Source organism: Streptomyces sp. NPDC052040 (genome assembly GCF_044548405.1).
Classification (GTDB): Bacteria; Actinomycetota; Actinomycetes; order Streptomycetales; family Streptomycetaceae; genus Streptomyces.
This window is the reverse complement of the sequence record NZ_JBIUBV010000002.1, coordinates 82,995-95,508: the sequence shown is the minus strand read 5'-3', so window position 1 is coordinate 95,508 and position 12,514 is coordinate 82,995. Positions and strand designations below refer to the sequence as shown.

Annotated in this window: 13 protein-coding genes and 2 tRNA genes; 4 read left to right on the top strand and 11 right to left on the bottom strand. The window is 72.8% G+C overall.

The genetic code is table 11. The annotated features are described in order from the left end of the window. Nucleotides 1–4: 4 nt before the first annotated feature. The 3 genes from ehuA to ACIHAA_RS06595 all read left to right on the top strand — a co-directional run bounded on the left by ehuA (nucleotide 5) and on the right by ACIHAA_RS06595 (nucleotide 1,845). Complete coding sequence (gene ehuA / locus ACIHAA_RS06605) at nucleotides 5–781, top strand: ectoine/hydroxyectoine ABC transporter ATP-binding protein EhuA (protein WP_399814515.1); 777 nt, start codon at nucleotides 5–7, stop codon at nucleotides 779–781. 136 nt (nucleotides 782–917) lie between these two features. After that, a complete protein-coding gene (locus ACIHAA_RS06600) occupies nucleotides 918–1,676 on the top strand; it encodes an IclR family transcriptional regulator (RefSeq protein ID WP_399813891.1) in 759 nt (252 codons plus the stop codon). 95 nt (nucleotides 1,677–1,771) lie between these two features. Then, nucleotides 1,772–1,845 (top strand) — tRNA-Lys (locus ACIHAA_RS06595). A 116-nt stretch (nucleotides 1,846–1,961) separates the two neighbouring features. On the opposite strand, the gene ACIHAA_RS06590 is transcribed toward ACIHAA_RS06595, so the two are convergent. The 3 genes from ACIHAA_RS06590 to ACIHAA_RS06580 all read right to left on the bottom strand — a co-directional run bounded on the left by ACIHAA_RS06590 (nucleotide 1,962) and on the right by ACIHAA_RS06580 (nucleotide 5,285). Beyond that, nucleotides 1,962–2,585 (bottom strand): lytic polysaccharide monooxygenase, encoded by a 624-nt coding sequence (locus tag ACIHAA_RS06590; protein ID WP_399813890.1) that lies wholly within the window; start codon nucleotides 2,583–2,585, stop codon nucleotides 1,962–1,964. Between the two features lie 122 nt (nucleotides 2,586–2,707). Continuing rightward, the gene (locus ACIHAA_RS06585) at nucleotides 2,708–3,844 is read right to left on the bottom strand and encodes an SPFH domain-containing protein (RefSeq protein ID WP_399813888.1); all 1,137 of its coding nucleotides are present in this window, start codon (nucleotides 3,842–3,844) and stop codon (nucleotides 2,708–2,710) included. Between the two features lie 187 nt (nucleotides 3,845–4,031). Continuing rightward, nucleotides 4,032–5,285, bottom strand: coding sequence for a peptidoglycan-binding protein (locus ACIHAA_RS06580; RefSeq protein WP_399813886.1), 1,254 nt, complete (start codon nucleotides 5,283–5,285; stop codon nucleotides 4,032–4,034). Between the two features lie 229 nt (nucleotides 5,286–5,514). On the opposite strand from ACIHAA_RS06580, the gene ACIHAA_RS06575 reads away from it, so the two are divergent. After that, nucleotides 5,515–5,588, top strand: a tRNA-Lys gene (locus ACIHAA_RS06575). Nucleotides 5,589–5,693: 105 nt separating this feature from the next. On the opposite strand, the gene ACIHAA_RS06570 is transcribed toward ACIHAA_RS06575, so the two are convergent. From ACIHAA_RS06570 to ACIHAA_RS06535, 8 genes are all read right to left on the bottom strand, one after another. Continuing rightward, nucleotides 5,694–6,359 carry a class F sortase gene (locus ACIHAA_RS06570; protein ID WP_399813885.1) on the bottom strand — a complete coding sequence of 222 codons (666 nt, stop codon included), beginning with the start codon at nucleotides 6,357–6,359 and terminating at the stop codon, nucleotides 5,694–5,696. Nucleotides 6,360–6,362: 3 nt separating this feature from the next. After that, nucleotides 6,363–7,028: a hypothetical protein gene (locus ACIHAA_RS06565; RefSeq protein ID WP_399813883.1), complete on the bottom strand. Its 666-nt coding sequence runs from the start codon at nucleotides 7,026–7,028 to the stop codon at nucleotides 6,363–6,365. 133 nt (nucleotides 7,029–7,161) lie between these two features. After that, on the bottom strand, nucleotides 7,162–7,941 hold the full coding sequence (locus ACIHAA_RS06560) for an HAD-IIA family hydrolase (RefSeq protein ID WP_399813881.1): 780 nt from the start codon (nucleotides 7,939–7,941) through the stop codon (nucleotides 7,162–7,164). A gap of 48 nt (nucleotides 7,942–7,989) precedes the next feature. Beyond that, on the bottom strand, nucleotides 7,990–9,087 hold the full coding sequence (locus tag ACIHAA_RS06555) for a 2-aminoethylphosphonate ABC transporter substrate-binding protein (protein WP_399813879.1): 1,098 nt from the start codon (nucleotides 9,085–9,087) through the stop codon (nucleotides 7,990–7,992). 59 nt (nucleotides 9,088–9,146) lie between these two features. Continuing rightward, on the bottom strand, nucleotides 9,147–9,944 hold the full coding sequence (locus ACIHAA_RS06550; protein WP_399813878.1) for an ABC transporter permease: 798 nt from the start codon (nucleotides 9,942–9,944) through the stop codon (nucleotides 9,147–9,149). Beyond that, nucleotides 9,931–10,749, bottom strand: coding sequence for a 2-aminoethylphosphonate ABC transporter permease subunit (locus ACIHAA_RS06545; protein WP_399813877.1), 819 nt, complete (start codon nucleotides 10,747–10,749; stop codon nucleotides 9,931–9,933). The genes ACIHAA_RS06550 and ACIHAA_RS06545 overlap by 14 nt, the downstream gene beginning before the upstream one ends. Next, on the bottom strand, nucleotides 10,742–11,791 hold the full coding sequence (locus ACIHAA_RS06540) for an ABC transporter ATP-binding protein (RefSeq protein WP_399813875.1): 1,050 nt from the start codon (nucleotides 11,789–11,791) through the stop codon (nucleotides 10,742–10,744). Before ACIHAA_RS06540 ends, ACIHAA_RS06545 begins: the two co-directional genes overlap by 8 nt. Beyond that, the gene (locus tag ACIHAA_RS06535; protein ID WP_399813874.1) at nucleotides 11,788–12,510 is read right to left on the bottom strand and encodes a phosphonatase-like hydrolase; all 723 of its coding nucleotides are present in this window, start codon (nucleotides 12,508–12,510) and stop codon (nucleotides 11,788–11,790) included. The genes ACIHAA_RS06540 and ACIHAA_RS06535 overlap by 4 nt, the downstream gene beginning before the upstream one ends. Nucleotides 12,511–12,514 lie beyond the last annotated feature (4 nt).

The window sequence follows — 12,514 nt, the reverse complement described above, 5'->3', positions numbered from 1 at the left end:
CCTGCTGAAGGAATCCGACGCCCCCGGCAACCGGCCTGCGGCCACCGGCGAACTGATCCGCTTCGACAAGGTCACCAAGCGCTTCGGCGACCACACGGTCCTCGACGGACTGGACTTCTCCGTCGAGGCGGGCAGACATGTCACGCTGATCGGCCCCTCGGGCTCCGGGAAGACCACGATCCTGCGGCTGCTGATGACCCTGGACCAGCCCGACGAGGGCACCATCACGGTCGGCGGGCAGCAGCTGTTCCCGGCCGGTGAGAAGCAGGTCAGGGAGATCCGCAAGAACATCGGCATGGTCTTCCAGCACTTCAACCTGTTCCCCAACATGAAGGTGCTGCGCAACGTCACCGAGGCGCCGGTCACCGTGCTCGGGCTGCCGAAGGACGAGGCCGAGCAGCGGGCGCACGAGCTGCTGGACCTGGTGGGGCTCGCCGACCACCTGGACAAGTACCCGAGCCAGCTCTCCGGCGGGCAGCAGCAGCGGGTGGCGATCGCCCGGGCGCTGGCGATGCGCCCGCAGGTGCTGCTGCTCGACGAGGTGACCTCGGCGCTCGACCCGGAGCTGGTCGCCGGGGTCCTCGACGTCCTGCGGGACATCGCGCACAGCACGGACATCACCATGCTGTGTGTGACCCATGAGATGAACTTCGCCCGCGACATCTCGGACCGCGTGCTGATGTTCGACGCCGGCCGGGTCGTGGAGGCGGGCGCCCCGGAGAAGATCTTCAGCGACCCCGAGCACTCCCGGACCCGGGAGTTCCTCAGCGCGGTGCTCTGACCGCGGTGCTCCGACCGCGGAGGGTGAGAGACGGTACGGAATTCATCAATCCCCGCTCCCCCGCGCGCTCTTGGGCCCTAGGGTGGAAACCGGCCAAGCTGTCCCGAGAACGGCCCGAGAAGCGCAGGGGGAGACCGTGGCGCTGACCCATGAGCCGACCGTCCCGCACCACTCGGTCCAGGACGCGCTGCGCGTCCTCGAAACGGTGGCGCGGCACCCCGCGGGTGTCACCGGCACCGTGCTGGCCCGCCGCACCGGCCTCGGCCCCCGTCGGCTGGCCGCCCTGCTGCGGATGCTGCGCCGGGAGGGGTACGTCGAGCAGGGCGCCGACGGGTCGTACGTCACCGGTGCCGCCCTCGGCAGGCTCGGCTCGGCCGAGGGCCGCCAGGAGGCGCTGCGGGCCACGCTCCAGCAGACCCTGGACCGGCTGCGCGACTCGGTGGGGGCGGCGGTGTATCTCAGCCGGTACGTCGACGGGGAGGTGCGGGTCACCCAGTACGCCGAGGGTCCGGCGACGCCCGCGGTGCACGAGTGGGTGGACTTCCGCTCCGCGGCCCATGCGAGCGCCATCGGCAAGAGCCTGCTCGGGCAGCTCGACGCCGACGGCCGCCGTGACCATCTCGCCCGGCACCGGCCGGCCCGGCTGACCTCGCGGACCATCACCAGCGAGAGGGTGCTGCTGTCCTGCCTGGACGCCCATCCGCCGACGGTGCCGGTGCTGGATCTCCAGGAGTACGCGGTGGGCACGGTGTGCGCGGCCGTACCGATCACCGCGGGCTCGGCGGTCGGCTGTGTGGCGCTGTCCCTGCCGGTGGAACACGCCCACCGGCTGCGGCGGGCGGCGGACCGGCTGAACCGGGGGGCGGCCCCGCTGCTGCTCTCCCTGGCGATCTGAGGATGGTTCGCGATCAGAGGTGGTCACGACCATCCTCGGGGACCGGGTAGTATTTCTTTTGTCGCCGGACGCGAGAGCGAGAGGCGACGGAGTCTGCGCCGCTAGCTCAGTTGGTTAGAGCAGCTGACTCTTAATCAGCGGGTCCGGGGTTCGAGTCCCTGGCGGCGCACAGTGACACGGCGGGTCGTCTTCGCGGAGAACGCGAGGACGACCCGCCTTTGTCGTACCCGCCCTACGGCATGCCCGCGAACGAGCCGCCCGCGGCGAAGGGGGGCGGGGCGTGCTTCAGAAGGTGACGTCCGCGCACGAGTAGAACGCGTTGCCGGTGTCCGCGATCGTCCACACCCCGAGGATGAGGTGGTGCCCGCTCAGCCCGGTCGGCAAGGTGCCGGTGTGGGTGAGGGTGGAGGGCGGCCGCTGGCCGTTGTACGGGACTGTCAGGAACGGGGTGGTGTTCAGGTCCGCCCTGGTCAGGGCGTGGTTCTGATCCCAGCCCGGCTTGGTGACGTAGTAGGTGAAGCTGGTCGTCGCGTGCGAGGCCGTGAACTGCCACCGGAAGGTGTAGCTCTGCCCGCCGGTCACCCTGGTCGTCGGCCAGGGCGCGCCCGAGGGCGTCACCGGCTGGTCGAGCGCGGAGAACTCGGTGTGGTTGCCGGAGCAGATCCGGCCGTCGTCGGGACCCGCCGCCGGGAAGCCCTTGGGGCCCTCGACGCTCTGCGGCTCCCACTGGATGGCGCCGCAGCCGGTGACGGTGCCGCCGCTCGCGGCGCACATCTTCTGCCGGCTGAGCGGCTGGTCGGTGTAGCCGTGGGCGCTGGCGCCGCCGGTGGAGAGTACGAAGCTGCCCGCGGTGGCGAGGCCGACCACGGCCGCGTACCACCGCGCCTTTCTGGTCGTACGGATGCGCATGCTGCCGCTCCTGAAGGAGGTGGGGAGTTCCTCGGGCCGTGCGCGCACGCTTCAGGTCTAGACCAAGTCCCAGATTATGACCGTGAGTTGTACATGTCCATCCCCGCGGAGGGCCGGGCCCCTCATCCCCCGTCGGCCGTGCGCCCGGTGTAGAAGGCGACCGTCAGGTCCTTCACCAGCGCCTTGCGCTCGTAGTCGTCGAGTTCGACCAGGCCCCGCACGGTCAGCCGGGTGACCGTGTCCTCCACCGAGTCCACGACCGTGCTGAGCACCGTGTCCCGGTGCTCCGCGTCGAGCGCGGCGATACGGCGGCGCTGGAGCCGCTCGGCGACCTCCGGCGCGTACTCGATCCGGGTGGGCTGCGCCGCGAACACCTCGAGCCCGGCCGGTTCCGCGTCCGCCGCCACCAGCCGGGTCAGCGCGTCGCCGATCGCCTCCACATTGCGCAGGCTCACCACGTCCTTGGTCGCGGACGCGTCGGCAGGCACCTGGGGCACCACCCGCGCGAGCGCCGACTCCACGCACTCCCGCAGATAGGTCTGGTGATCGTCGATCCCGAGCACGGCGCGCGCGGTGTCCTTGACCCGCCAGGTCACCAGCACCACCACGCGCAGCGCGACCCCGTTGGCGTCGACCGTGGGGATCGGCTCGCTGCGCCAGTGCCGCAGCCGCACATCCACCCGGTGGCGCACCACCAGCGGGTTCACCCACATCAGGCCGGTGCGGCGGGCCGTCCCCCGGTAGCGGCCGAACACCCGGAGCACCCAGGCGTACCCCGTGCGCCCGCGCATCAGACCGCTGAAGCCCAGCATGGTGAGCGCCCCCGCCGCGACATACGCCGCCAGCTGGGCGGGGCCGACGCCGGTGCCCGCGCTCACCGGGAGGTCCAGCACGCGCATCGCGGACGGCGAGAGCGCACCCGCCCACCACGAGACCGCCCCGCAGCCGCCCAGGCCGCCGAGCCCGGCCAGCACGCCCACCGAGCCGGGCAGCGCCCGGGCGGGCCGCTCGACCAGCTCGGGATCGGGCGCCGGGACCCGGCGCGCGGGCGGCCGTACGCACGGCTGCTCGCCGGTGCCGAGCCTGCGCCCCACCACGGTCGGGGCGACCGGCGGGGACAGCGGTTCGGCGACGTCCCGGAACAGCCGGTGGACCGGGATGTCGGTGGTCGACTCGCCATGGATCAGCCGGGCGCCCGGGGCGCCGGTGTCGGCCGGTGCCCCCTCGGGCTCCGGGACCGGTGAGGACGTCGTACTCATGGATGCCTCCACCCTCCGCGCCAGAGGGTCTTGTGCAGGGATACGTCGGACAGCGGGCCCGGGACCGGGGAGGACCCGCAGGCCGGGGGCCGAGGGCCGGGGGCCGGGGGCCGGGGGCCTGGGACAGGGGACAGGGGACAGGGGACAAGGGACAGGGAAGCGCCGGGGGCCGGGAAGGGCCGGGACCTCAGGAGAACAGCCGCCGCCAGGTTTCCGGGCCCGGGTAGCCGTCGGCCGCTCGGCCCCGCCAGCCCTGGGCGCGCTGGAACGCCTCGACATTGCGCCGGTCCGCCTCGGACCAGCGCGGCCCGGGCCCGCCCGCGTAGTGCCTGCCGAAGCCCTTCTCGACCAGCCTCCGGCCCAGCCGGGTGATCTCCGGGCTGGCGGTGCCGGGCCGGAAGACGGCGCGGCCCGGATAGCCGGGCACCGCCGCCCGGCCCGGTGCCGGGACCGGGAGCGTGGGGGGAGTCCCGGGAGCGATCCCCGCGGGGGGCAGCGAGCGGTTCCTGCCCGCGCCCTCCGTGACCCCGCCCAGGGCGGAGCCGCGCAGCGGCAGGCCGGTCCGGCCGGGGGCGGCGAGCAGACCGCCCAGCTCGGGGACGTAGACGTGGTCGGGTCCCTGGCCCACGGAGGCGACCCCGGGGATGCCGACCGTCGGCAGGGGCGCCCCGGCCGCCGGGTCCGGGACGAGGCCGCCCTCCTTGGCCGCCTTGCTGTCCGCGACTCCCTTGTAGCGGTAGGGCACATAGCGGCTGGAGTTGGACCAGTAGGCGTAGGGGGTGGTCTGGCGGCGGGCGTGCGGCGGGGTCTGCTCGTAGGCCGTGTAGTTCCGGTGGGTGTAGTCGGTCCAGCCGCCGAAGATGACGACGTGCGAGCCCTTCTCCGGGTTGTCCGCGTTGTGGAAGAGGAGGATGTCGCCGGGCTGGAGGTCCTCCTTGGAGATGCGGTCGCCGAACTTGTCCAGGCTGCCCGTCCACTCGTTGCTGCCGAGGTTCCAGGCCATGGAGACAAAGCCGGAGCAGTCCTGGCGGTACCCGTCCGACCAGTAGTCGTCCATGCTGTACGGGACCTTGGCCGCGACCCACTTCTTGGCCCGGTTGATGATCTGGGCCCGGGTCGTCGCTGGCAGCGTCGCCCCGCTGGGCATCACGCCCGTGCCGTGCAGCGGCGAGGTGCGGCCCTGCGGGGTGGCCGGCGGCTCCTCACCGGCGGGATTGACCGGCCAGGGGGTGCCGTGGGGCACCGGGGCGGCGGCCGCCGACTGCCCCGGGACCGCCAGTACCGCACCCGCCGCGGCGGCCAGCACGAGGATCCCCCGGGCGGCGGGGCGCAGCGCCGGGCCGCAGGAGCCGGAACGGCGGATCGCACGGGGTCCGTGGAGGCAGCCGGGGCAGCCGCAGTCGGTTGCGGGATCGAATTCCTCGAATACCGGAGTCTTCATGCGATTCCCCTCACACTCCCTGGTCCATGCCCGGGCGCCACATCCTGATCGATTTGTCCTATTTATATAAGTGTGTTGGCTTTCCAACTGTCCATTCGAACCGCCTGGTGACGCCCCGAAAGGTGCACGCGAGGCCGTCACTCGGGGGTACGGACCGCCCGGACGGAGGCCCGCGGGCGGCCGGTCGGAGGCACCTGAGGGGATCGGGTAGAGTTCTCCGGGTCAGCAGGCGCCGCTAGCTCAGTTGGTTAGAGCAGCTGACTCTTAATCAGCGGGTCCGGGGTTCGAGTCCCTGGCGGCGCACGACCGGAAGGGCCCCTCGCCTTGGCGAGGGGCCCTTCTGTGTTCCGGTGCCGCGGTGCCGGGCGCCCGGGGCGTCAACAGGACTCCGCCGGGCGGCAGTTCGGGCTAACGGCCCGTGCCCGTCAGATACGCCGACACCACCACGTTCGCCGAATAGGTACGGCTCGCGCGGTCGAAGGTGCCACCGCAGGTGATCAGCCGCAGCTCCGCCCGCCCCGGCTGCCGCGCCCCGTACGCCTCGCGGGCGTCGAAGCCGTCGCTGTCGAGCACCCGGATGCTCTCCACGGTGAACTCGGCCACCCGGCCGTCACCGCGCAGCACACGGATCTTCGCGCCCTCCCGCAGGCTGCTGAGCTTGTAGAAGACGGCGGGCCCGGTGTCGGTGTCCACATGCCCGACCAGCAGCGCGGCCCCCGCGGCGCCCGGCGCCACACCGTTGCCGTACCAGCCGGCCACGCCCGGCCGGGCGAACGGCGGCGGGTCGATCGCACCCCGCGCGTCCAGGCCGCGCGACTCGACCGGGGCCCTCACCCCGAGGGAGGGGATGTCGACGCGCAGCGGCACGGACGCCCCCAGGGGGTCCGCCGCGGCAGGCAGCTCGGTGTCCGGGGGGCGCCCGGCGGCGGCCATGTCCCCGGTCGTCGGCGAGGAGACCCCCGGCAGCACTCCGGCGGCCTCACGTCCCCACATCCACAGCCCGAGCAGCAGGACCACCCAGGCGACACCCATCAGCAGTCGGCCGGTACCGGAGGAGTTCTCGTATCTGGACACGGCTCACTCCCGGCCACGGCCGCGGCGGATGCTTCGCGCGATGACCACAATGGCGGCCACGCCCGCGAGCACCAGACCGATGACCGCCTGAAGGACACCCGGCCCGGCGGAACGGGCGTCGGAGGCCGACGGCAGGGACGCGGTGGCACCGCCGCCCGCGTGCACGGGCGCGACCGGCGAGGAGTGCGCGGTCGGGGTGGCGGCGGCACCGGAGGAGACACGGGGAGCCGGGGCCACCGCGCCGCCGGAGACGGCGGGTGCGGCCGGGGAGGCCGCGGCGCTGCGCGGGGCGGCGGGCGGGGTGGACGGTGCGATCGGCAGGGACGGCGCGGCCGCCTGGTGGCCGCCGACCAGGAGCGTGCCCTTGACCACCCGTCCGTCGCAGTCGACCGTCACCGAGTACAGCCCCGGACGCGCCGCGGCGCGTACCCGGGCGTCACCGGTCAGCAGGCCGCCGCTGCCCGCGAGCCGGGCGGCGGCGGAGAAGGCGTCCGACGCCGCGCTGCCGGACTTCGCGGCACAGCCCCGGACGGCCAGCCGCACACCGCCGCCGGGCAGGGGGGACGCCGGGGTCAGGAAGACGCCCTGTGCGCCCGCCGCGGACGCCGTGGGTGCGAAGACGGCCGCGACGAGGGCCCCGGCACCCAGAGTGATCCATAGTGAACCCATCGTGAACCTCCCGATACCAGGAGACTCACACCCCGGACACTCCGGCGCATCCGGACGGGACCCCGACTACTCCGTACGGGGGGTCTCCCCCGGCCGTGCGGGCCCCGGGCGTCCAGGGTCCGGGACGGCGGCGTCAGACGAGGTCGACGAGGTCCGCGATGGAGTTCACCACGTGCGACGGGCGGAAGGGGTAGCGGTCTATCTGCTCCGTCGTGGTCAGCCCGGTGAGCACCAGGAACGTCTGCATTCCGGCCTCCATTCCGGCCAGTACGTCGGTGTCCATCCGGTCGCCGATCATCGCGCTGGTCTCCGAGTGCGCCCCGATGGTGTTGAGCCCGGTGCGCATCATCAGCGGGTTGGGCTTGCCCGCGAAGTACGGCTGCTTGCCCGTCGCCTTGGTGATCAGCGCGGCGACCGCGCCCGTGGCGGGCAGTGGCCCCTCCGGGGACGGGCCGGTCTCGTCGGGGTTGGTGCAGATGAACCGGGCCCCGGCCTTGATCAGCCGGACCGCCTTGGTCATGGCCTCGAAGGAGTAGGTGCGGGTCTCGCCGAGGACGACGTAGTCGGGGTCGTGGTCGGTCAGGATGTAGCCGATGTCGTGGAGCGCGGTGGTCAGCCCGGCCTCGCCGATGACATACGCCGAGCCGCCGGGCCGCTGGTCGCCCAGGAACTGGGCGGTGGCGAGCGCCGAGGTCCAGATGTTCGCGACCGGCACGTCGAGGCCCATGCGGGTCAGCCGGGCGTGCAGATCGCGCGCCGTGTAGATGGAGTTGTTGGTGAGCACCAGGAAGGGCTTGCCGGACTCACGCAGCTTTTTCAGGAAGGCATCGGCACCGGGAATCGGAACGCCCTCGTGGATGAGCACACCGTCCATGTCGGTGAGCCACGACTCGATGGGCCTGCGCTCTGCCATGTGCGATCTCCTGCCATGCGTGGTGCTGCGTGAGTCCCAGCCTAGCGATCAGCTGTTCGTAGCGGTTTTCCAGGCGTCGACGTACGTCTGAAGGTTCGTGTCGATGTCGTTCCAGTCCGGTTCGAAAATCTGGACGCCGTCCATGATCCGGGTCAGTGCGGTGGCGTTGGCGTCGGTGGCGCCCACGTCCTTGCGGGCCGCGAATCCGCCGCCGATCGAGCTGACCTGCTTCTGCGCGGCGCGGCTGAGCAGGTAGTCCAGCAGCTTCTTGCCGTTCTCGGAGTGCGGGGCCTTGGTGACGAGTCCGGCGGCGTAGGGCAGCGCGAAGGTGGTCGGCCTGCCGCCCTGCCGGGCCGGGAACCAGATGCCCAGGTTGGGCATGGTCTTGGACTGGGCGTAGTTCATCTGCACATCACCGTTGGCGACGAGCAGTTCGCCCTTGTCCACCTTGGGGGCGAGCTTGCCGGTGGAGGCGGACGGGCCGACATTGTTGGCCTGGAGCTTCTTGAGGTAGGCGAGCGCGGCGTCCTTGCCGCCGAAGTCGTTCATCGCCTTGACCAGGACGGCCGTTCCGTCGCCCGCGACACCCGGGGTGGAGTACTGGAGCTTGTCCTTGTACCGGGCGTCGAGCAGGTCCTCCCAGGTGGTGGGCGCCTTCTTCAGCTCCTTCTTGTTGTAGACGAAGCCGAAGTAGTTGTTGACGACGGAGGTCCAGGTGCCGTCGGCGGCCTTGTCGGCGCCGGCGACCTCCTCGGCGCCCTGGGGCGTGTACTTGGCCAGCAGGCCCTTGCTGTCCGCCTGCTGGATGAAGGGCGGCAGGGTCACCAGGACGTCGGCCTGCGGGTTGCTGCGCTCGCGGAGGGCGCGCTGCACCATCTCGCCGGAGCCGCCCTCGACGTACTGGACCTTGATGCCGGTCTGCTTCTGGAAGTCCTTGAAGACGCGGTCGTACCAGCCGTCCCCGTTCTCGCCCTTGAGGCCGTCCGCGCTGTAGACGGTGACGGTCTTGGCGTCGGCGGCGGAGGAGTCGCCGCCGCAGGCGGTGAGCGAACCGGCCAGGACGAGGCTCCCGAGGACGGCGGCGAGCGGCTTGACGGGGACACGGGAGAGGGCGGGGACTCTGAGCGGGGCGGGGATTCCGGGCATGGCGGGACGCACTCCTTGCGTGGACGGGGTGGTGGAGCGGGGGGGGGCGGGTCGGGTGGTCAGCGGTGGGCGGCCCGGGTGCGGATCCGGGCCATGGCGAACAGGACGAGCAGGGTGGCCCCCATGAGGACGACCGCGAGGGCGGAGCCGGTGAACAGCGAGCCCCGGTCGGTGGCCGCGTAGATCCGGACGGGCAGCGGCGTCCAGTCGGGCGGGTAGAGCATCATCGTGGCGCTCAGCTCCCCCATGGACAGGGCGAAGCACAGGCCCGCGGCGGCCGTGAGGGACGGCAGCAGCAGCGGCAGCCGGACCCGCCACAGGACGTATCCGGGGCGGGCCCCGAGGGAGGCCGCGGCCTGCTCGTAGGCGGGGTCGAGGCGGAGCAGCGCCGCGGAGACCGACTGGTAGGCGAAGGCCGTGACCAGGATCGTATGGGCGAGGATCACGATCCAGCGGGTGCCGTTGAGCAGCACGGGCGGTTGCGAGAAGGCGACGAGGACCGCGAGCCCGACGACCACGGAGGGCACGGCCACCGGCAGCACGAACAGGGCGTCGAACAGCCGCCGTACGGGCCCCGGCAGGGCGTGGGCGCCGAGCGCCCCCCAGGTGCCCACGGCCAGCGCGAGCAGGCTCGCGGCGAGGGCGGTGACCAGGCTGGTGGTGAGCGCCTGGAGGGACTCCCCGCGGGTGGCGGCGGCGTAGTGGCCGGTGGTGAAGCCGGAGGGGAGCGCCCCGGACCAGTGACCGGCGAACGAGGCGGCCAGCACGACCAGCAGGGGCAGGGCGAAGAGGGGCAGGAAGAGGACGAGGAAGACGGCCCACAGGGCCCACCTCCCGGTCCGGCTAGGCACCAGCACGGCGGCTCACCACCCGGTAGAGGGAGTACAGGCCCACGGAGACAAGGACGTTGACGACGGCGACGACACAGGCGCCCGGGTAGTCGGACTCCAGGATCGCCTTGCCGTAGACGAGCGTCGGCAGGGTGGTGACGCCCTTGGCGCCGGTGAACAGCACGATGCCGAACTCGTTGAGGGCGAGGACCAGGACGAGTCCGCCGCCGGCCGCGAGCGCGGGCAGCGCCTCGGGCAGGATCACCCGGCGCACGATCCGCGCGGGCCGGGCACCGAGCAAGGCGGCGACCTCCACCTGCGCGGTGTCCAGCCCCGAGAAGGCGGCCAGCAGGGGGCGCATCACAAAGGGCGTGAAGTAGGTGACCTCGGCGAGGAGTACGCCCCAGGGCGTGGTGAGGAACGCGAAGGGTCCCGAGGCCGCGCCGGTCAGATCGCTCCACAGCCCGTTGGCCATCCCCGCGCTGCCGTAGAGGAAGAGCAGGGCGAGGGTGATCAGGAAGGAGGGGAAGGACAGGAAGACGTCGATGAACCGGGCCACCGCCTTCGCCCCGGGGAAGGGCACGAAGGCGATGACCAGCGCCAGGAAGAACCCGAGGACCAGGCAGCAGGCGGTGGCGGCGAGCGCCAGCCAGACGGTGGTCCACAGGGCCTCGCGGAAGGCGACCGAGGCGAAGACGTCGGTGTACGGCTTGAGGGAGGTGCCGCCGGTGTCCGGCTGGAAGGACTGTCGGACGACGAGGGCCAGGGGGTAGAGGAAGGCGGCGGCCAGCAGCAGCGCCGGGGGCAGGGACCAGGCGAGGCGTCTAGTCACGGGACACCCCGGCGGCCAGCAGCACCGCGTCCCCGGGTGCGAAGTGCACCTCCACCTGGTCCCCCGGCGCGGGCGGGCACCGCAGCTCCCGTACGTCGGCCATGACCCGGTGGCCCGCCACGTCCACGTGCAGCCGGTGGGTGGCCCCCCGCCACTGGATCTCGTCGAGGACCCCGGTGAGCCGGTTCGGGCCCGGGCCGAGGCCGACGAGGTGCGGCCGTACGCAGAGGGTCGCGGCCGCGCCCCGGGCGGCGTCCCGGGTGTCCACCTCCAGCTCGGCGCCGCCGAAGGCGACCCCGGCCGCCCCCACGGTCACCGGCAGCAGATTGGCGCTGCCCACGAAGGACGCGGTGAACTCGGTGCGCGGGGCGCGGTACAGCTCGCGGGGCGTGCCGACGTCCCGCAGCCGCGCCCGGTCCATGACCGCGATCCGGTCCGCCAGCGTCAGCGCCTCGACCTGGTCGTGGGTCACGTACAGCATGGTCATGTCGGGCAGGTCACGGTGCAGCCGGGCCAGTTCGGCGAGCATTCCGGAGCGCAGCCGGGCGTCCAGGGCGGACAGCGGCTCGTCCAGCAGGAGCACACCGGGGCGCACGGCCAGGGCCCGCGCGATCGCCACCCGCTGCTGCTGCCCGCCGGACAGCTCGCGCGGGTAGCGGCGCGCGTACTCGCCCATGCCGGTCAGTTCCAGCGCCTCGGCGACCCGCGCGGGGATCTCCTGCCGGGGCACCTTGCGCGCCTTGAGGCCGAAGGCCACGTTGTCCGCGACGCGCAGGTGCGGGAAGAGGGCGTAGCTCTGGACGACCATGCCGATCCCGCGCCGGTGCGGGGGTTCGGCGGTGACGTCCCGCCCGCCGAGGAACACCCGCCCCGAGGACGGCCGTACGAATCCGGCGACGGCCCGCAGCGCGGTCGTCTTCCCGGAGCCGGAGGGACCGAGCAGCGCCATGACCTCGCCGGGCTCGACGGAGAGGTCGAGGCCGTCGAGGACGGTGGTCCCGTCGTAGGCGACCGAGATCCCCTCGAAGCGGATGCCGGTCATCGCCGGTCGGCTCCCTTCAGCAGGGCGGGGAGTCCGGCCACCGAGCCGAGCACCTGGTGGGCGCCCGCCTGGTGCAGGGCGGGCGCGTCGTGGGCGCCGGTGAGCACCCCGGCGACCAGACCGGCCCCGGCGCGCACCCCGCTGAGCATGTCGTACGAGGTGTCGCCGACGACCGCGACCTGGCGTACGTCCTCGGCGGCGCCGGTGCGCAGGAAGGCCGTCAGCACCATGTCCGGGTAGGGGCGTCCGCGGCCGCCCGCGTCCGCCGGGCACAGGGTGAGCGGGACCAGGTCGCGCCAGCCGAGCGCGTCGAGGATCGCGTCCTGGGTGACCCGGGCGAAACCGGTGGTGAGCACGACGGTCAGGCCGTCGGCGCGCATCTCCTCGACGGCCGCGCGGGCGCCGGGGATCTCGGCGATGTGTCCCCCGTCGACCAGTTCGCCGTAGGCCTTTTCAAAGGCGGCGTTGGCGCGCTGGGCGAGAGCCTCCTCGCCGAACAGGTGCCGGAAGACGGAGATCTTGGACTCGCCCATGGTGGCGCGGACATAGGCGAGCTTCTCGGCGTGGTCGGCGGAGCCGGGCCGCACGCCCAGTTCCGCGGCGGCCGCGGCGAAGGCCCGCTCGACGAGACCGCCGTCGGCGACCGTGGTCCCGGCCATGTCGAGGACGACGAGACGTATGCCGGTGGCGGGCGTGCCGCTGAGATGTGTGTCGGTCATGAGG

What these genes read in the sequence shown, in the direction of transcription:
- ACIHAA_RS06590 (WP_399813890.1), bottom strand. Translation starts at nt 2,585, where the DNA reads ATGCGCATCCGTACGACCAGAAAGGCGCGGTGGTACGCGGCCGTGGTC.
- ACIHAA_RS06565 (WP_399813883.1), bottom strand. Translation starts at nt 7,028, where the DNA reads ATGGGTTCACTATGGATCACTCTGGGTGCCGGGGCCCTCGTCGCGGCC.
- ACIHAA_RS06560 (WP_399813881.1), bottom strand. Translation starts at nt 7,941, where the DNA reads ATGGCAGAGCGCAGGCCCATCGAGTCGTGGCTCACCGACATGGACGGT.
- ACIHAA_RS06535 (WP_399813874.1), bottom strand. Translation starts at nt 12,510, where the DNA reads ATGACCGACACACATCTCAGCGGCACGCCCGCCACCGGCATACGTCTC.
- ACIHAA_RS06540 (WP_399813875.1), bottom strand. Translation starts at nt 11,791, where the DNA reads ATGACCGGCATCCGCTTCGAGGGGATCTCGGTCGCCTACGACGGGACC.
- ACIHAA_RS06555 (WP_399813879.1), bottom strand. Translation starts at nt 9,087, where the DNA reads ATGCCCGGAATCCCCGCCCCGCTCAGAGTCCCCGCCCTCTCCCGTGTC.
- ACIHAA_RS06585 (WP_399813888.1), bottom strand. Translation starts at nt 3,844, where the DNA reads ATGAGTACGACGTCCTCACCGGTCCCGGAGCCCGAGGGGGCACCGGCC.
- ACIHAA_RS06580 (WP_399813886.1), bottom strand. Translation starts at nt 5,285, where the DNA reads ATGAAGACTCCGGTATTCGAGGAATTCGATCCCGCAACCGACTGCGGC.